General features: G+C 70.9%; 15 protein-coding genes. 13 read left to right on the forward strand and 2 right to left on the reverse strand.

Annotated elements, in window-relative coordinates; all coding sequences use genetic code 11:
- Positions 1–58: 58 nt before the first annotated feature.
- From ACT2CW_RS19485 to ACT2CW_RS19530, 10 genes are all read left to right on the forward strand, one after another.
- On the forward strand, positions 59–1,315 hold the full coding sequence (locus ACT2CW_RS19485; protein WP_445517547.1) for an ATP-grasp domain-containing protein: 1,257 nt from the start codon (positions 59–61) through the stop codon (positions 1,313–1,315).
- Positions 1,312–2,202: a hypothetical protein gene (locus tag ACT2CW_RS19490; protein ID WP_445517548.1), complete on the forward strand. Its 891-nt coding sequence runs from the start codon at positions 1,312–1,314 to the stop codon at positions 2,200–2,202. Before ACT2CW_RS19485 ends, ACT2CW_RS19490 begins: the two co-directional genes overlap by 4 nt.
- A complete protein-coding gene (locus ACT2CW_RS19495; protein WP_445517549.1) occupies positions 2,199–3,320 on the forward strand; it encodes a PLP-dependent cysteine synthase family protein in 1,122 nt (373 codons plus the stop codon). The genes ACT2CW_RS19490 and ACT2CW_RS19495 overlap by 4 nt, the downstream gene beginning before the upstream one ends.
- Positions 3,317–4,378: a mandelate racemase/muconate lactonizing enzyme family protein gene (locus ACT2CW_RS19500; RefSeq protein WP_445517550.1), complete on the forward strand. Its 1,062-nt coding sequence runs from the start codon at positions 3,317–3,319 to the stop codon at positions 4,376–4,378. The genes ACT2CW_RS19495 and ACT2CW_RS19500 overlap by 4 nt, the downstream gene beginning before the upstream one ends.
- Entirely contained in the window at positions 4,362–5,672 is a 1,311-nt protein-coding gene (locus ACT2CW_RS19505; RefSeq protein WP_445517551.1) for an MFS transporter, read from the forward strand. Before ACT2CW_RS19500 ends, ACT2CW_RS19505 begins: the two co-directional genes overlap by 17 nt.
- On the forward strand, positions 5,669–6,493 hold the full coding sequence (locus ACT2CW_RS19510) for a class I SAM-dependent DNA methyltransferase (protein ID WP_445517552.1): 825 nt from the start codon (positions 5,669–5,671) through the stop codon (positions 6,491–6,493). The genes ACT2CW_RS19505 and ACT2CW_RS19510 overlap by 4 nt, the downstream gene beginning before the upstream one ends.
- A gap of 62 nt (positions 6,494–6,555) precedes the next feature.
- Complete coding sequence (locus tag ACT2CW_RS19515; protein WP_445517553.1) at positions 6,556–8,175, forward strand: ABC transporter substrate-binding protein; 1,620 nt, start codon at positions 6,556–6,558, stop codon at positions 8,173–8,175.
- Positions 8,172–9,125 carry an ABC transporter permease gene (locus tag ACT2CW_RS19520; RefSeq protein WP_445517554.1) on the forward strand — a complete coding sequence of 318 codons (954 nt, stop codon included), beginning with the start codon at positions 8,172–8,174 and terminating at the stop codon, positions 9,123–9,125. Before ACT2CW_RS19515 ends, ACT2CW_RS19520 begins: the two co-directional genes overlap by 4 nt.
- A gap of 65 nt (positions 9,126–9,190) precedes the next feature.
- Positions 9,191–10,066, forward strand: coding sequence for an ABC transporter permease subunit (locus tag ACT2CW_RS19525; RefSeq protein WP_445517555.1), 876 nt, complete (start codon positions 9,191–9,193; stop codon positions 10,064–10,066).
- Between the two features lie 107 nt (positions 10,067–10,173).
- Positions 10,174–11,706, forward strand: a complete 1,533-nt coding sequence (locus ACT2CW_RS19530) for an ABC transporter ATP-binding protein (protein ID WP_445517741.1) — start codon at positions 10,174–10,176, stop codon at positions 11,704–11,706.
- Here ACT2CW_RS19530 and ACT2CW_RS19535 read toward each other — a convergent pair.
- Complete coding sequence (locus tag ACT2CW_RS19535) at positions 11,690–12,187, reverse strand: hypothetical protein (protein ID WP_445517556.1); 498 nt, start codon at positions 12,185–12,187, stop codon at positions 11,690–11,692. The genes ACT2CW_RS19530 and ACT2CW_RS19535 overlap by 17 nt on opposite strands.
- A gap of 702 nt (positions 12,188–12,889) precedes the next feature.
- Here ACT2CW_RS19535 and ACT2CW_RS19540 point away from each other — a divergent pair.
- Together ACT2CW_RS19540 and ACT2CW_RS19545 are read left to right on the forward strand one after the other, a co-directional pair.
- Complete coding sequence (locus ACT2CW_RS19540) at positions 12,890–13,810, forward strand: S1 family peptidase (RefSeq protein ID WP_445517557.1); 921 nt, start codon at positions 12,890–12,892, stop codon at positions 13,808–13,810.
- Positions 13,811–14,609: 799 nt separating this feature from the next.
- A complete protein-coding gene (locus ACT2CW_RS19545) occupies positions 14,610–16,313 on the forward strand; it encodes an ATP-binding SpoIIE family protein phosphatase (protein WP_445517558.1) in 1,704 nt (567 codons plus the stop codon).
- Between the two features lie 219 nt (positions 16,314–16,532).
- Here the strand turns inward: ACT2CW_RS19545 and ACT2CW_RS19550 are convergent, their stop codons facing one another.
- Entirely contained in the window at positions 16,533–17,339 is an 807-nt protein-coding gene (locus tag ACT2CW_RS19550) for an IPT/TIG domain-containing protein (protein WP_445517559.1), read from the reverse strand.
- A 573-nt stretch (positions 17,340–17,912) separates the two neighbouring features.
- On the opposite strand from ACT2CW_RS19550, the gene ACT2CW_RS19555 reads away from it, so the two are divergent.
- Positions 17,913–18,095, forward strand: a complete 183-nt coding sequence (locus ACT2CW_RS19555; RefSeq protein WP_445517560.1) for a hypothetical protein — start codon at positions 17,913–17,915, stop codon at positions 18,093–18,095.
- Positions 18,096–18,355 lie beyond the last annotated feature (260 nt).

Consider the following 18,355-nt stretch of genomic DNA (forward strand, 5'->3'; position numbering starts at 1 on the left):
AAACGATTATCGATAGTGTGTCCGCCACGTTATCCCACACGAATGGAAAAGGGGAGCTGTGGCTCATCTGTTGGTGGTAGAGAGCTGGGTCGGATCGATGAGCAGACTGCTGCCACGGGCGATCCGCGAGGGTGGGCACGAGTTCACCTTCCTCACCCGCGACCTGCACCACTACCTGCGCTCCGCCCCCGAGGGCACGGCGCACCCACTGCTCGGGGCGCGCAACGTGATCACTGCCGACACCAATGACACCGAGGCGCTGCTGCCGGAGGTCGAGCGGCTGCACTCGGTGTTCGGCTTCGACGGGGCGATCACGTCCTGCGACTACTACCTGCCGACGGTCGCGCGGATAGCCGGCCACCTCGGCCTGCCCGGCCCGGCCCCTGAGGCGGTCCGGAACGCCTGCCGCAAGGACGCCACGCGCCGCGTCCTCGCCGAGGCCGGGGTGCCCGGGCCCCGCTTCGCCGTGCACGAGGAGTGGGCCGACATCGCCCGGGCCGCGCGGGAGATCGGCTACCCGCTGGTCGTCAAGCCCGTCGACCTGTGTGCGGGCATGTACGTACGGCGTGTGGACGACGAGTCCCAACTCGCCTCCGCCTTCGGTGCGTTGGCCGACTTCCCGGTCAATGCGCGCGGCCAGCGACGCACGCCCGCGGTCCTGCTCGAAGAGCTGCTGGACGGCCCCGAGGTGAGCGTCGAGACGGTCTCGTACGGGGGCGCGGTCCATGTGGTGGGTGTGACCGACAAGAGCGTCGGCGGGGCGCCCGCGTTCATCGAGACCGGGCACATGTTCCCCGCCGCGCTGACGGCCGTCGACACGGAGGCCGCCGAGCAGACCGCGCTGGGTGCGCTCAAGGCGCTCGGGCTGACCGACGGCGTAGTGGCGCACACCGAGGTCAAGCTGACCTCCGACGGGCCACGCGTGGTCGAGGTCAACCCGCGTCCCGCCGGAAACCGCATCACCGAACTCGTCCGCCATGTCACCGGAATCGACCTCGCCGCCGCCTGCGTGGACCTGGCCCTGGCCCGCACTCCCGATCTGCGGCGCACGGAAACCGGGCTGCGCAGCGCCGCCATCGGCTTCCTCGTGCCGGAGCGCACGGGCACACTCGCCTCGCTGGACGGCGCGGGGCCGCGGGATGCTCCCGGCGTGTTGGAGGTGCAACTCACGGAGCCCGGCAGGCAGGTGAAGGCGGCGGGCAGCAACAACGAGTACCTCGGGCATGTGATGGCCGGGGATCCGGACGGGGCCGGAGCCCGGGACCGGGTCGAGGCGCTTCTCGCCGAGGTGCGGTCCGGACTGGTGATCCGATGACCGCCGACACCTCCGACACCTCCGGCATAATCACCGTCGACTCCGCCCGCGCCCCTTGCGCGGCCCGCGTGCGGACGTACGACGATCTCGTGACACGTGTCCGGGCCGGCGAACTCGGGCCCGACCCGCGCACCCGGCGGATCGCCGTGGCCTTCACCACGCGGCAGGCCGTACGGCACGACGGGCGCGGCACCGGCTACCGCAACGAGGTGCTCAGCCTGCGGCTCGCCGGGGCCGTCGGCTCGTGCGCGGTCGAGCCCGGCGCCCTGTCCGACAGCGCCGTGGAGGAGTGTGTCGGCGCCGATGTGGCCGAGCTCCTGGACCATCCGCTGCTCCCGGTGCGCGTGGCCGCGCTCGACGCCTACCTGATGCACATCACTCCGCACACCCCCGAGCACGGGGCCCGTCCGGTCGCGCTCCCCGCCGGGACGTCGCTGGAGAAGTCCCGGGCACGGGCGCGGGCCGTCGTCGAACTGCTCGAACTGCCGCCGGGGGCGACGGTGCTCGCGGTCGGCGTTGTCAACTCCCTGCTGGAGGCGCTTCGCTCGCACGGAATCGGCTATGTGCCGTGCGACCTCAAGGGCGGGGTGACGGAGTGGGATGAGCCGGTCGTCACCGACGCGCTCGCCGCGGCCGCCCGCGGCGACGCGCTGCTCGTCTCCGGGATGACGCTGGGCAACGGGACCTTCGAGCCGCTGCGGGAGCACGCGCTGCGGCACGGCAAGCGGATGGTGCTGTTCGCGCAGACCGGCAGCGCCGTACTGCCCCGGCTCCTGGGGCACGGGGTGAGCGCGGTGTGCGCCGAACCGTACCCGTTCTTCTGGCTGGACGGCGGCCCCGGCACCGTCCACCACTACCGCGCCGACCGCCCCGGAGGTGCCCGGTGACCACGACAGCCGTCCGTCCCACCGCCCGCCGGGAACTGCTCGCCCTGCTCGGCCGCACGCCCGTGGTCCGCATCGCCTCCGATCTGCCGGGGCCGCACCCCGGCTTCTGGGCCAAGCTCGAAGGGCTCGCGGCGGGCGGCATGAAGGCGCGGGCCGCCGTGTCGATGCTGCTGGGCGCCCGAGAGCGGGGCGAACTGCCGCCCGGAGCGCCGGTGGTGGAGTCCACCTCCGGCACGCTCGGCATCGGGCTCGCCTTCGCCGGGCAGGCCCTCGGCCACTCCGTCGTACTGGTCGGCGACAGCGAACTCGAGCCGTCCATACGGCAGTTGCTGCGTGCCCACGGAGTGCGCCTGGAGCTGGTGCGCCGCCCGGCGGAGAGGGGCGGCTGGCAGGCCGCCCGCCTCGCCCGGCTGCGGGAGCTGCTCGCCGAACTGCCCGGCGCGTACTGGCCCGACCAGTACAACAACCCCGACAACACCGCCGGTTACGCCTCACTCGCCGCCGAACTCACCGCCCAGCTGGACCACCTGGACATCCTGGTGTGCAGCGTGGGCACCGGCGGCCACAGCGCGGGGATCATCGGTCCGCTGCGGCGGCACTGGCCCGCGCTACGGCTGATCGGCGTCGACGCCACCGGCTCCACGATCTTCGGCCAGCCCGCGCGGCCCCGGCTGATGCGCGGCCTGGGCAGCAGCATCCACCCGCGCAACGTCGCCTACGACGCCTTCGACGAGGTCCACTGGGTCGGCCCGGCAGAGGCCGTGGACAGCTGCCGCAGGCTCGCCCGGGGGAGCTTCGTCAGCGGCGGCTGGAGCACCGGTGCGGTCGCGCTGGTCGCCGCCTGGGCCGCCCGCGTCCACCCCGGAGCGGTCGTCGCCACCGTCTTCCCCGACGGCCCGCACCGCTACCTCGGCAGCGTCTACGACGACGACTTCGCCGCCGCCCACGGTCTCGATCCGGCCACGGCGGCCACCCGGCCCGTGGAGATCCCGCACCCCGGCGCGGCCGAGGCCACCGGCTGGACGCGATGTACCAGGGTCACCGACCCCTTGCGTGTCGATCCGCTCACGTCCCTCCCCCCTGGGCGCCGCCCCCACCACCTGGAAGAGAACCTGTGAAGTCCAGTCAGCGCACCATCCGTCTGCGACTCACCGAGCCGCTGCGCATCTCCCGCTCGACGATGGCCGCCCGCGACGCGGTGTGGCTGAGGGTCGAGCACGACGGGGTCAGCGGCCATGGCGAGGCCGTCACCAGCGTCTACTACGGTCTCGACGCCGACACCCTGCGACGACTCCTCGCGGCCGTCGGCACGGATCTCGTCCGCCATCGCGACCCCGAGAGCGCCCTGGAAGCCCTGAGGTCAGGCGAGTTGGCCGGTGCCAACACTCCCCCGGCCGTGACCGCCGCCCTCGAGGCGGCACTCCTCGACCTCGTCGGCAAGCGCGCGGGCACCCCCGTGCACCGCCTCCTCGGCACCCCGGAACCTCCCGTCGCCGCCACCGCCCGCACCATCGGCATCACCGCGCCGAGCCGTGCCGCGGCCGAGTCCCGCCGCCTGGCCGCACGCGGCTTCGAGGTCCTCAAGGTCAAGGCGGGAACTCCCGATCCCGAGGACGACGTGGAGCGCGTACGCGTCATCCGCGACGCGGCCCCCGGCGTCCGGCTGCTGCTCGACCCCAACGGCGCCTGGACCGTCGCGCAGGCCGTGGCGCTGCTGCCGCGGTTCGCCGAACTCGGCGTGCAGGCCGTCGAACAGCCCCTCGCACCCGGTCACCCGGACGCGCTGGGAGCCCTCGCCGAGCGCTCACCCGTACCGATCATCGCCGACGAGGACGCCGTGGACCTGGAGGATGTACGCCGTCTCGCCGGACGTGTCCAGGGCGTCAACGTCAAGCTCGCCAAGTGCGGCGGGGTGCACGCCGCCCTGCGCATCGCCGAGATGATCGAGGGCAGCGGCACCGCGCTGATGCTCGGCTGTCTGACCGCCAGCAGCCTCGGCCTGGCGCCCGCCGTCCACCTCGCCGACCGCGCCCGCTGGACCGACCTCGACGGACACCTGCTGCTGGCCCACGACCCGTGGTCGGGCATCGGCGGCACCGACGGTTACGTACGCGCGAACACTCTTCCCGGACTGGGAGTTCAGCCCCGGGAGGTGAGCCGTGAAGACGTGGCATGAAATGCGCCGCTTCCCGCTCGCGATCCAGCTGCTGCTGGTCAACCAGCTCGGCGTCAATACCGGCTTCTACCTGCTCATCCCCTATCTCGCCACCCACCTCGGCGAGAACCTGGGCATGTCGGCCGCCGTCGTCGGCATCGTCCTGGGCGTGCGCAACCTGAGCCAGCAGGGCCTGTTCATCATCGGCGGCTCGGCCGCCGACCGGCTCGGCGCACGCGGCGTCATCATCGCCGGGTGCGCCCTGCGCACGGTCGGTTTCGGGCTGTTCGCGCTCGGCGACAGTCTCTCCGTTCTGATCGCCGCATCCGTACTCAGCGGGTTCGCCGGGGCGCTGTTCAACCCCGCCGTGCGCGCCTACATCGCGCAGGAGGCGGGAGAGCGCAAGGTCGAGGCGTTCGCCCTGTTCAACGTCTTCGCCACGACGGGGGCGTTGATCGGTCCGCTGCTCGGCAGCGCGCTGCTCCTGGTGGACTTCCGCACCTCGGCCCTCACCGCCGCCGGGATCTTCGCGGTCCTCACCGTGGCACAGGCTCTGGTACTGCCCGCGCGCGAGGTGGAGCCGAGCAAGGGCACGGTGCTCGCGGACTGGCGCGAGGTGCTCGGTCACCGCGCCTTCCTGGCGTTCGCGCTCGCCATGGTCGGCATGTTCACCCTGGAGAACCAGCTCTATCTGCTGCTGCCCGACGGAGCACGCCGGGCCACCGGCTGGGACGGTGCCGCCGGGCTCGTCTTCCTCGTCGGCACCCTCGCCAACCTCACGCTCCAGCTGCGCATCACCAGCGTCCTGAAGGTGAGCGGTGACCGGGCGCGCTGGATCGCCATGGGGCTCGGTGTGATGGCGCTGGCGTTCGTACCGCCCGCGCTGGTGGCGGGCGGCTCCGGCGGCCCGGACGGCACCGCCGACGCGGTACTGCGCGCCCTGCCCGTGCTGATCGGGGCCCTGCTGCTCTACCTCGGGGTGATGGTCGCCCAGCCGTTCGTGATGGAGCTCGTCCCCGGCTTCGGCCGGCCCGAACTGACGGGCACCTACTTCGGCATCTTCTACGTGGTCTCGGGCATCGCCGCCGCTCTCGGCAACACCGTCGTCGGCTGGGCCATGGACGCCGGTGAGCGGGGCGACGCCGACTGGCTGCCCTGGTCGTGCTGTGCGCTGTTCGGGCTCGCCTCCGCACTCGGCGTGGCCTGGCTGCACCGGCTGGGCTCACTGCCGACGACGCCGAAACCCGTCACACCGGACGCGGTGTCCGGCCACACAGGACGCGGCATGACGAGGGAGACGAGGGAGAAGACATGACGACCGCCACGACCGGCGCGGACGCGCACAATCTGCTCACCGACAACCCCGAGCTGTACGAGGCCAGGTTTCCCGACCCGGAACGGCTGGCCGGCCGATGGACGGAGGACTGCCTGCGCCGGCACGGCGCCGGACCGCGCGTCCTGGACCTGGGCTGCGGCACCGGCCGCGACGCCGCCCACCTCCATGGCGCGGGCCGCGAGGTGACCGGTGCCGACCTCTCCGAGGCGATGCTCGCACACGCCCGCGGGCACCACCCCGGACCCGAGTACATCCGCGCCGATCTGCACGCGTTCGACCTGGGCCGGGGCGTGTCCGACGCCGTGGTGTGCCTGGACAGCGCGCTGCTGTACTGCCACACCAACGCCCAGCTCGACGGCTTCCTGTCGTCCTGCCGACGCGCCCTCGCCCCGGGCGGACTGCTCGTCGCGGAGATGCGCAACGGCGCCTACTTCCTCGGCCGTACGGATCTGCTCGACGCACCCACGGTAGCCAAGTTCACCTGGCAGGGCACCGCCTACCGGTCCACCACCACGCTCACGGTGGACCGCACGGCCCAGCTCCTGCGCCGTACCCGCGTGTGGACCGCGGACGACGGATCCGCGTCCGCGGAACAGCGCTCCGCGTGGCGGCTGCTCTTCCCGCAGGAGCTGCGCCATCTCCTGGGCACACACGGCTTCGAGGTCCTGGAGATGCACGACGGACCGGGTCCGCGCACCGAGCCGCCCTGGCGCGAGGGGATGTCCCCCGGCCGTACGACCGACGCCGACCGGCTGCACGTGGTGGCCCGCGTCACCGAGCCCGCCCCCTCGGCGCCCTGAGAGCCGCACCCGGCGCCCGCCCCGAATCCCACCGGCACTTCCCACACCCCGAGGACACCCGCATGCCTGACGAACCCGCCCGCCACCTTCGCCCCGTGGGCGATCACCCGAACGAGCACCACTTCCCCGGCCTGCGCCGCCGCGGCTTCCTCGCCGCCGCCGGCGCGGCATCACTCGGCGCCTTCGCCCTCACCGGATGCGGCGGCACCGACGACACCGCGGGAGGGCGCGGCAGCGCCGCTACCCCCCGGCGTGGCGGACGGCTGCGCGCCGCGTTCGCCGGGGGCGGTGCGAGCGAAACCCTCGATCCGCACCTGGCCAACCTCTTCTCCGACGTCGCCCGCGCGAAGGCCCTCTACGACAAACTCGCCGACTACGGCTCCGACCTGTCCGCCCAGCCCCGCCTCGCCGAGAAGTGGGAGGCGAACAAGACCCTGGACCGGTGGCAGGTCACCCTCCGCAGGGCCACGTTCCACGACGGTCGGCCGGTCACCGCCAAGGACGTACTCCACAGCTACCGCCGGATCGCCGATCCCACGAAGGCGTTCCGCGCCAAGGCGTCCCTGGAACCCATCGACCTCGACGCGAGCCGCGCGACCGGCGAACGGGGCATCGAGTTCGTCCTCAAGCGGCCCACCGCCGAATTCCCCAACATCCTTGCCGCGTTCGGCGCGTACATCGTGCCGGAGGAGGCCACCGACTTCGACAAGAAGCCGATCGGCTCCGGCCCATTCCGCTTCGTGTCCTTCGCTCCCGGCCGGTCGGCCGTCTTCCGGCGCAACGAGGACTACTGGGACGGCGCCCCGCACCTCGACGAGCTCGAGTTCATCGTCGCCAACGAGGAGTCCGCCCGGGTCAACGCACTGCTGGGCGGACAGGTCGAGTACGCCCACGAACTCAGCCCCACCACCGCCCGCGCCCACGAGGGCAAGGGGCAGATCACCATCGTCCGGCTCCGGGGCAGCGGCATGTTGGGGTTCGCGATGAAGACCGACCGGCCCCCCTTCGACGACAAGCGGGTGCGCCAGGCGTTCTTCCTGATCGCCGACCGCAAGGAACTCCTCGACGGCGCCCTGTCGGGCGCGGGGGTGATCGGCAACGATCTGTTCGGCAAGGGCTACGAGTACTACGCCGACGGCCTCCCGCAGCGCGAGCAGGACCTCGACCGGGCCCGCGCCCTGCTGAAGGCGGCCGGTGCCGAGAAGATGAAGGTCACCCTCGACACCTCGGCGGTGGCCGCCGGGTTCACCGAGTCCGCGAGCATCTTCCGCGACCAGGCCGCCAAGGCGGGTGTCACGATCGATGTGAAGATGGGCAGCAAGGACTCGTACTGGAGCGACATCCTGGACGGCGGCGTCCTGTGCTCCTACCGCTCCGGTGCCATGCCCATCGAGGCCCACATCTCCCAGCGGCTGCTCACCGACTCCACCACGAACGCCACCAAGTGGCACCACAAGGACTTCGACGCCCTCTACCAGCGGGCCCAGTCCACCAAGGACAGGGCCGAGCGCGCCGCGGTCTACGAACGCATGCAGCGCCGCCTGTACTCCGAAGGTGGCTTCCTGGTCTGGGGCTTCGCCGACTGGATCCTGGGAACCGCGCGCAAGGTCAGGGGAGTTGAGTCCAAGGCACCCGCCAACACCCTCGACTGGGCACGCTTCGACAGGGTGTGGCTCGCGTGAGCGGACTGCGCTCCTTCGTCGCCCGGCGGCTGCTGCTCGGCGTCGCCCAGACCGTGGCCGTGGTGCTGCTGGTCTTCGCGCTCACCGAGGCGATGCCGGGCGATGCCGCGGTCGCCCTGGCCGGCGACCAGCCCGACCCCGCGCGCATCGCGGCCATCCGTGAGGCCCTCCACCTGGACCGGCCCACCCACGAGCGACTGGCCGACTGGGCCGTGGGCCTGCTCCACGGCGACCTCGGGACCTCGCTCACCTCCGGCCGCCCGGTCAGCACGTACCTCGCCGACGGCTTCGGGCCGACCCTGCTGCTGGCCGCGCTCACCGTGGCACTGCTCGTCCCGGCCGGCTTCGGCCTCGGGGTGCTGGCCGCACGGTACGAAGGCCGCCTGGTCGACCGGCTGGTCAGCTCCGTGACGCTCGCCGTGTACGCGGTGCCCGAGTTCGCCCTCGGAAGTCTGCTGGTGACCGTCCTCGCGCTCCGGCTGGACTGGCTACCGCCGACCGCCGTCGGCTACGGCACCGACCTGCTCGGCCACCCGGCCGCGCTCGTACTGCCCGTGCTCGTCCTGCTGTCCCGGCCGGTGTGCTCGCTGTCCCGGCTGGTGCGCGCCGGCATGGTCGACGCGCTCGCCTCCCCGTACGTGGCGCAGGCCCGGCGCTACGGCGTCTCCGGGGCCAAGATCCATCACGCCCACGCCCTGCCGGCCGCCCTCGCCCCCGCCGCCCAGCAGTTGGCCCGCACGATCGACTGGCTGCTGTGCGGCGTCGTCGTCGTGGAGGCCCTGTATGTGATCCCGGGCCTCGGGACCGTCCTGCTGAACGCCGTCGCCGAGCGGGACGTGCCCGTGGTCCAGGGCCTCGCCGTCGTCTTCGGCATCCTGACCGTCGTCCTCAACCTGGGCGCGGACCTGGTGACCCATCGGCTGGCGCCCCGGGCGGGGGTGGCCGCGTGAACTTCCCTCCCGTCGCGGGTCCCCCGCAGGGACCGTCGCGTACCCCGGGCGCAAGTGTCCGCCCGATGCCGCTGCCCACCCATGCGGCGAAAGGGCGCACGCGCCGCTTCGCGCTCGGCGTCGCCGTCGTCTCCGTACCCCTCGTGCTCGCCCTTCTCGGGCCGGTGTTCGCGGGCGCCCCGGGCCCGCGGACCGCGTCCTTCACCCTCGGGGGCGGCCACTGGCTCGGCACCGACTTCGTGGGGCGGGACGTGTGGCGGCAGGTGCTGCACGGCGGGCGCCCGGTCGTGCTGACCGCGCTCGCCGCGACCGCGCTGTCCTATCTCGTCGCCCTCCCAGTGGGCCTGGTCTGCGCGCTCACCCACCGCCGCTGGCTGGAGGAGCTGCTGATCCGGCCCCTGGACGTCCTGCTCGCCGTGCCGTCGCTGCTGCTGGTCCTGCTCGTCGCCTCGGTGTCCTCCCCCGGCGCCGTCGGCCTCGCCCTGCTGGTCGCGCTGGTCAACGTGCCCGACGCGGTCCGTATCGTGCGAGCCACCGCCGCCGAGGCCGCCGCCCGCCCGGCGGTCGAGGCGCTGCGTATGCAGGGCGAGACCTGGTGGCGCCTGGCCGTCGGTTACGTCGGACGTTCCATGCTGCGCACCCTGGCCGCCGACGCCGGCACCCGGCTGACCGGCGTGCTGTACCTGGTCGCCACGGCCGCCTTCCTCGGCGTCGGGGTCGCGCCGGACGCCGCCGACTGGGCGGTCATGGTCGACCGCAACCGCACCGGTCTGTTCGTCCAGCCCTGGGCCGTGGTCGTCCCCGCCGTACTGATCGTCGCCCTGACGATGGGCACCAACCTTCTCTTCGACGCCGCGCTGGCGGGCAGCCGACGACCCACACGGGGCCGGGGCGCGAGGCGCGGGATCAACCGGAACCGGGTAGGAGAGCCACGTCCGTGAACCACGAGAACGACACCCCAGACCCCGCCGCGCCCCTCGGCCTCGACACCAGGGCCGAGGGCCTCGGCACCGGGGCCGTAAGCCTCGACACCGGGGCCGCCGCCGAGATCCGCAACCTTCGCGTGGAGATCGACGGCAGGGCGATCGTCGACGGCGTGAACCTCGAGGCCCTGCCGGGCAAGGTCACCGCCCTGGTGGGCGCTTCCGGCAGCGGCAAGACCACCACCGGCCTCGCCCTGCTCGGCGAGTACCCGCCCGGCGCGCGGATCGGCGGCGACGTCCGCCTGGCCTCCCAGGGCCTGGTCGGCTACATCCCCCAGCACCCGGCGGCCGTCCTCAACCCCGCCCGCCGCGTCTCCGCCCTCCTGACCGACATCGCCCGTTCCCAGGTACGCCACCTTCCCCGCGGCCGACGCCGGGCAGCGGCCCGCGAACGGGTCCTGGGGGCACTGGCGGAAGCCCAGCTCCCGGACGGCGAGGTCCTGCTGCGGCGCTACCCGCACCAGCTCTCCGGCGGCCAGCAGCAGCGCGTCGTCCTTGCCCAGGCGCTCCTGCTCGACGCCCGCGTCATCGTCGCCGACGAGCCCACCACCGGCCAGGACGCCCTGACCAAGGCCCGCATCGTCGACCAACTGGCAGCCGTCGCCGCACGGGGCATCGCCGTCGTGCTGCTCAGCCACGACCTCGACGTGGTCCGCGCCCTCGCCGACGACGTCCTGGTCATGCGCGCCGGAAGAATCGTGGAATCGGGCCCCGCCGAACGCCTCCGGAGCGCACCCCGCCATCCGTGGACCCGCGAACTGTTCACCGCCCACCCGCGGTCCGCACTCCCCGCCCTCTCACAGTCCACACCCCCCGGTCCCTCATCCGGAATCGGGGAGCCGGTCCTGCGGATACACGACCTCACCGCCCGCCACCGCGACGGCGGCACCCGCGGCCGCCCGACCACGGTGCTGCGCGTCCCCGAACTCGCCCTGTACCCCGGCACATGCCTGGCCGTCGTCGGCCGCTCGGGCAGCGGCAAGACCACGCTCGCCCGCTGCCTGGCCGGACTCCACCGGGACCACGAAGGGGAGATCCGCCTCGACGGCACCGCTCTCCCCCGCACTCTGCGCACCCGCGACCGCGCTCAACTGGCGGCCGTGCAGTACGTCTTCCAGGACTCGCGCGCCGCCTTCGACGAGCACCGTCCCGTCCTGCACCAGGTCGCCCGCACCGCGGTACGCCTGTGCGGCACCGACAAGGACACGGCACGGCAGCAGGCCCTCATCACCCTGACCCGCCTCGGCCTGCCGAAGGAACTGGCCGACAGACGCCCCGATCAACTCTCCGGCGGCGAACTCCAGCGCGCCGCACTCGCCCGCGCCCTGCTCGCCCGGCCTCGCGTCCTCATCTGCGACGAGATCACCTCCGGCCTCGACACCATCAGTCGCCGCGGCCTCCTCGAACTTCTCGCCCAGCTGCTCCGTGACCGCGACGACCTTTCGCTGGTCCTCATCACCCATGATCTGGACATCGCGTCCCTCGCCCACCGCATAGCGGTCCTCGACGCCGGAGAACTCGTCGAGCAGGGGGCGGCCCCACGCGTGCTGACCGCACTGAGCAGCGCCGCCGGCTCGGCGCTCACTGTCCTCGGCTGATTTTCGACGGTCGAGCGTGGCGGGTGGAGCGGTTGGTCGCCGTGGACGCGATGCGTTCCAGGTGGTCGGTGAGGGGGTGGGAGGCGCGGGTGGGCCGTACCAGGACCGGGGGAACGGGCGGAGCGTCGGCGATGGCGATGTAGCGGACCCCGGGGTGCGGGTGGGTGCGTGCGCCGCTGAGCTTGTTGACCACCAGGGCGTGATCGACGAGCTCCGCCCAGCGCAGCCGCCTTCGCCGCGCGAACGGATGATGGAGGCCGCCCGCCACCACCCTGTCCTCGGTGCCGAGTTCGATGTGCGGAGGCGGACTCGATCTCGGTGGGCTGACGTTCTGCGACTGCACCGGGATTGCGGCCCGGACCGCATCGTTGACGGCGTCGGTGACAGCGTGGCCGGAGCCGGCGGTGAGCGTGTCCGCCTTCACCGTCCAACGCTGGCGTACTTCGAATTCGATGGCGACGAATACGGCGTTGTGCTCCATGGCATTCCGGTATGCGGCGTCGCTGCTTCCTCTTTCGGATTCTCTGCTGCCAGTAATCCTGCATTGCGGGGTCGTCCTTTGATGCATTGGAACGGACCGCCGCATGCCGGATAATGCGTGTCCATTCGAACTTGTGGAGGTAGAACTGGCCGGAGCCAAACACCCACGTGTCCTTACTCCCGGGCCGGCGCAGGCGTTCGTCGTGGGCGTGCCGGTTTCGCAGATGATGTAGCGGCGGACCATGCTGCGCACTGACCTTCCAGATCTTTACCCGTTGAAGTGAGCCCCCTCTCGGAGCAGCAGCCCGTACCAGCTGCCGACGACGGGCCGCTCGACGTGGCGTGCACCGATTCGGAAGGCTGCTCAGGCGGGGCTGGTTCGGTTGCCCGGCCATGAGACGCGCTGGCCCCGGGCGAGCCGCGCTACTCTGCTTGGCTGCTTCGCCACGCACAATGCGCTCTCTTTCGCCCATCGATGCCGGGGGCGCAAGGTGAGCGCCGCAGCGCACCTCGTGAGGCACCGGCGGTTCACCGCGACCACCGCAATTCCGCACACCCCTTCAATACGCCATAACAACCCTTGCACCGGGCGAATACCGACATCACCGTTACCGACAGGGGATCAACACCACTCGCCCGCGGGCGCAACGGGAATCCCGGCCGCGATGCGGGCCTCCTCTCACCCTGCACCAGGAGGAACGTCGTGAGTATCAAGCACACCCCCCGGAGACGCAGCCCGGTTGGACGGCTTCGGACGCTGGCCTTCATATCGGGACTGGCCGCCGCGATCGCGCTGACCGCTCCCGTAACCGCCACCGCCACCGCGGACCAGGGTCGGCCCTTCAGCGCCTCAGACCTCAAAGCGGCGAGCGACGCGGTCCTCGCCGCGGACGTCGGCGGCACAGCGTGGACCGTCGACACGAAGAGCGAATCCGTCGTCGTCCAGGCCGACAGCACCGTCTCCAGCACCGAGCTCGCCAAGATCAAGAAACTGGCGGGTCGGAACGCCGCCGCGCTGCACTTCGAACGCACGCGGGGCAAGCTCACCAGACTGCTCTCCGGCGGAGATCCGATCTATGCTTCCTCGGGCTGGCGCTGCTCGGCCGGCTTCAACGTGCACGTCGGAGCGGCGTACTACATCCTGACCGCCGGGCACTGCACCGAGGGCTATCCGACCTGGCGCACCGGACTTGCACTGTCCATCGGCCCGACGGCCTACTCCAGCTTCCCGGTCAACGACTACGGCTACATCTCCTACACGAACGCGTTGTTGTCACACCCCAGCAACGTGAACCTGTACAACGGCACCTACCGCACCATCACCGGTGCGGCCAATGCCAGCGTCGGCATGCTCGTCGAGCGCAGCGGCAGCACCACGGGCCGACACAGCGGCACCGTCACCGGACTCAACTACACCGTCAACTACGGCAACGGTGACATCGTCTACCAGATGATCCGGACCAACGTGTGCGCCGAGCCCGGCGACAGCGGCGGTCCACTCTTTTCGGGTAACACGGCCATCGGCCTCACCTCCGGCGGCACCGGCGACTGCGCCTTCGGCGGCGTCACGTACTTCCAGCCGGTCATCGAGGCCCTCAACAACCACGGAGCAAGCCTTCCGTGAAAGGGCTCACCCGCGCCGCGGGCGGCTCCGCGCCCGGCAGTGCAGGGTGCGGAGCTCCCCTCAGCGGCACCTGCCCGGGACACCGTGGGTCGCTCCGACATGGTGGCCCGCTTCCAATAGACGGCCAGCGGTGATTCGATGTCGCACACCGCACGCCCCGAATCTGCACCCAGCCACGTTGTCACCAACGCCTCATCCACCCCAGACACCCACCCGCCCGCTGCGGCAACTGCGCCAACGGTGCCAGACCACTCACCACCAGACCGAGGTCCAAATCCAGCGACCTGCTCGCCACCACAACCGAACGCACTGGCCGCACCACACGCTCGGCCCCTGGCTTACCGAACACCCTCTCGCACTCCCCCGTGAGGAGCGGAGGTGAGCCGCAGGTCCTGCACGAGTCGATCAGTCCGCCGTACGGTGCGTTGATGGCCGGTGGTGATCCTGCTGGCTTATTCGGTCACGCGGCGAGGGAGAGGTCGAGGCGGGCAAGGTGGCTGACGCGGGTGCGGTCGAACGGGTGGCCTCAACAACCACGTGGAAGCCCTCCGCGAAGGCCCATGCGTCATCTCTAGCCCCGTGAAATCACTCCTGTGAGTGGCCGCCTCAGAGCAATTCAGGAGATACAGTCTTCGCGGCGATCAGGGCCTTATACAGATGGCGCGCCGGTCGCCGTTCTCCTCGTCGTCATATGGGCGCCACCGCTGCCCGACACCACGTCAAGGGGGCCTAGTTGCAGGCGCCACAAAGTGCTCCGAACGGCACCGCCCCCGGCTGGCACGATACGGCCGACGCACACATGGAAGGCGAGACCGCCAGGCTGGCCTTCCTCCACAGGGCGATCAGCGACATCGGCACGACGTTGAACGTCGGCCACGCGGCCCGCGTACTGGCCGCCTCGGCCGTCCCGGGGTTCGCCGACTTCGCTTCGGTCCATCTCCACGACCACGTCACCGCATCAGAGGACGACTCCACGGCACGGAGTCCGCACGCCTCCCCGGTGATGCACCGCGTGGCCGCAGTCCACCATGACGACCTTGGACACAAGGCGGAACTCCAGGCCGGTCAGACCTTCGTCTACCCATCCGACACGGCCATGGCCAGGTTTCTCGCAGTCATCGAGCCTGTCCTCATCCCCCGGGTCGACCAGGACATCCTGCTCAAGCTGCCAGCCGAACTCGACAGCCCATCCGCCCGGTCGGTGCTTACGGACTCCTCCGTCATGCTGGTACCGCTGGCGGCACGGGACTCGGTGCTCGGCTTCCTGATCTTCGGACGCAAACCCGAGCGCCCGGCATTCATCCCGGCGGACCTGGCCGCCTGCCAGCAGATGGCCCAGCGGGCGGCCCTGTCCCTGCACAACGCCCGCCTCTACCGCCACCAGGCCAGGACCTCAGCCGTCTTCCGGCGCAGCCTCCAGCCCATGCCGCCGCCCCGCCTCCCGGGCGTGGAAATCGCCTACCGCTACCACCCGTACAGCCGCGCGACCCAGGTGGGCGGCGACTGGCTGGACGCCATCCCGCTGCCCGGCCACCGGGTCGGCCTGGTCATCGGCGATGTGGAAGGCCATGGACTGCATGCGGCCGTGGCCATGGGCCAGCTGCGCACCGCCGTCAGAACCCTCGCCACCTTGGACCTTCCCCCCGCACAGTTGCTGCTCCGCCTTGATCAATTCGCCCAAGGACTCAACCACACCACCCTGGCCACCTGCCTGTATGGCATTTATGACCCCCTCCCCCGCCGGGCCTCCTTCGCCAGCGCCGGGCACCTTCCACCCATTCTGGTGAGCCTTGACGGCAAGGACGAACTGCTCGAGGTGCCCGTCAGCGCACCGATCGGTGTAGGAAGTACCGCCTTCGACACTTTGGAGCTGCCCATCGACTCCGGCAGCCTCCTCGTCATGTGCACCGACGGCCTGGTGGAGACCCGAGAGCAGGACATCGAGGAGGGGCTCTTCGCCGTGCGCCGCAGCCTCACCACACCCCACCTTTCGCTGGAGGAAGCATGCGACGCCCTCCTACGGCGACAGCACCACGACGACGCCACCGTTCTCATGGCCCGCCTCCACGGCATTCCCCACGACAGAATCGCCACCTGGCACTTCCCGCCGCAGCCTGAGCAGGTACGCATCGCCCGGAGGCTCGTTCGCGACACGCTCACGGCATGGGGCCTGCGCGACATCTGTGACACCACCCAACTCCTGGCTGGTGAACTCCTCACCGACGCGGCCCACCACACCTCGAATCCGATCGGGCTACGTCTGGTGCATACCGACACACTTCTGTGCGAAGTCACCGACGACAACCAGGTGGCGCCCTCACTCCTACAGCCGGCGGGCACGGACGCATCCGAGCGATGCGTCACCCTTATCCGCAAGCTCGCGGCGCGATGGGGCTGCACCCCCACACCCGCGGGAAGGACCGTCTGGTTCGAACACCGTCTGCCCACGCACGGTGCCCGAGGGATTGCCAGTCGGAGCCCGCTCTCGCCGGACAATGTCTGACGGCCATTCGCGTGCGCACGCCCATCCGCCCCTCGCTGCGGACAGCGGCGCATACAGCGTCACCCCGATGTCCGGGCCATGGTACGGATTGAGGCTGATCAGGACGGGCCGCACGGTGATCACCGCTTCCTCCGCGCCCCTGGGGACAGTTGCCGACCAGGGGCGCGTCCGTCCTCAGGGCAGAGGAGGTGTCGTTCGTGTCCGGCCACGGCCGGCGGATCAGGGAATGACGGTGAAGGTGGAGGAGGGGCCGGAGGTGCCACCGCATGTGGTGACCGTGAAGGTTCCAGCACCCGTGGCCGCCGTGGCGGGCACCGTGGCGACGAGGGAGGTGGCGTCGATGGAGGTGAAAGGCAGGCCCGGGAAGACGGTGGTCGCCGAGTCGGTGAACGTCACGTCGGTGATGCCGACGAGGCAGGAGCCGCCGGTGATGGTGGTCTGAGTCCCCACCGGGCCCGTGTTGGGGGTCAGCGTGGTGCCGGTCAGTACCGGTGGGTTGTAGTAGTCGATCTGGGTGGTGCCCGTGGTGCCGGTGCCGCCGGGTGTGGTGACGGTGATCTGCTGGGTGTCCGTGCATCCGGCCGGGGTGTGGGCCGGAGCGGTGATGGTGACCTGGGTGTTGTTGCCGCCGGCGGTGAATGCGACCGGGGTGAGCGCGCCCACGTTGACGGTGCCCCCGGCCGCGAAGCCGGTGCCGAGGACCGTGAGCGAGCCACCGCCGGCAGGCAGGCACGCCGGGCTCGACGAGGTGGTGGTCGGCGCGACAATCATGAAAAACGGCAGCGCGTTGCTCTTGGCCCCGTTCGACAGGTTGGTGCTGACCTGGACCTGGCCCAAGCACGGGACGGTAGAGGGAATCACGAAGGTGACCAGGGAGTTGGAGACCGACGTCGGAGAGACGACGGCGCCGGCGAAGTTCACCGAGACGGTCGCGCCCAACGCAGAGCCGTTGATGTTGACGGTGTCGCCGGCCTTGCCCTGGTTGGTGCTGGTCGCCGTATCCACCAGCGACGTGATGGTTGCCATGAGAGCGTTCTCCTTCTGAGGGTGTCGCTCTCGCCGTTGCGGGCCCTGGGCCACCGCGGGCCTCAGAGAAGGCTGCATACCTGGCGTGGCGACATGAGACGAGACCCGGTGCCTCGCGGCCCGACCGTGGGAGGGCGAGTCGTGCACGGAACGGGATGGATGGGCACCGGAGTCACTCCGGTGCGGAAAATCCCGCTCGATGTGAGTGAACTGACAGCGCGATAAGTGCGGTAGGCGCAGTAAAGGGTCGCTTGGAGCTCTTGGGGCTCATGTGACTATATGTCAAGTTTCCCGAATGATATCTGGCACGCCGGAGTGCGCCGCTCCTTCACGGAGCCATGCCACCCTTCCCTCTCGCCCACGTCAGTCCGCGGCGTGCTCGGCCGCAGCCGTCCCGGACGGGCAGATGACGCGCTCTATGGGCGTGCGGCGGGCGAGACGTGGGTCGTAGACCCCCACGACGGCAACAGGTGTGGCTCAAGTGAGAGTGGGTGTTCACGGCCTCGCACTCGCCAGCGAGCTGTCGGTGCAACCCGACAATTTGGGTCCATGACCGGAGGACCACGGAAGCTGATGACGGCGCAGGAGACCCGCGCGCTGGTCAACGCCGCGCTCGCAGATCCCACTGTCGACCTTGCCATCCCCCTCGGGATCTCGCTCGCGTTCCGGGGGCCCCGCCGCTTGAGCATGATCTCGATGCCGTTCGGTGCCAGCCGCTTCCCCCCCCGCAGCATCAGCCACGTGAAGAACTGCTGAAGTCCCTTGTCCTTGTTCAGCGCGGTCGACGCCGACCGCGTCTCGATCATCCAGCCCTGGAACGCCTCGATGTGCGCGCGGGTGACCTCAGTCGGATCCTCGGCCGCGTCCTCCGCCTCGAGGTCGGGCGTCGCGTGCTGGTTCAGGTAGCGGACGAGCTGGGCGGCGGCGAGGAGGTAGTTCTAGCGGGTGGTCTCCGGGTAGTTGCCCGCCCGCAGGGAGCGGTCCCAGTCGCGCAGGAAGCGCCCCCCAGGTCTTGG

The sequence above is a fragment of the Streptomyces sp. NEAU-174 genome (assembly GCF_052665095.1).

Excerpts from the sequence above, each read along its gene's own strand:
- ACT2CW_RS19490 (WP_445517548.1), top strand. The coding sequence starts at position 1,312 with ATGACCGCCGACACCTCCGACACCTCCGGCATAATCACCGTCGACTCC.
- ACT2CW_RS19510 (WP_445517552.1), top strand. The coding sequence starts at position 5,669 with ATGACGACCGCCACGACCGGCGCGGACGCGCACAATCTGCTCACCGAC.
- ACT2CW_RS19515 (WP_445517553.1), top strand. The coding sequence starts at position 6,556 with ATGCCTGACGAACCCGCCCGCCACCTTCGCCCCGTGGGCGATCACCCG.
- ACT2CW_RS19525 (WP_445517555.1), top strand. The coding sequence starts at position 9,191 with ATGCCGCTGCCCACCCATGCGGCGAAAGGGCGCACGCGCCGCTTCGCG.
- ACT2CW_RS19535 (WP_445517556.1), bottom strand. The coding sequence starts at position 12,187 with ATGGAGCACAACGCCGTATTCGTCGCCATCGAATTCGAAGTACGCCAG.
- ACT2CW_RS19545 (WP_445517558.1), top strand. The coding sequence starts at position 14,610 with ATGGAAGGCGAGACCGCCAGGCTGGCCTTCCTCCACAGGGCGATCAGC.
- ACT2CW_RS19550 (WP_445517559.1), bottom strand. The coding sequence starts at position 17,339 with ATGGCAACCATCACGTCGCTGGTGGATACGGCGACCAGCACCAACCAG.
- ACT2CW_RS19555 (WP_445517560.1), top strand. The coding sequence starts at position 17,913 with ATGACGGCGCAGGAGACCCGCGCGCTGGTCAACGCCGCGCTCGCAGAT.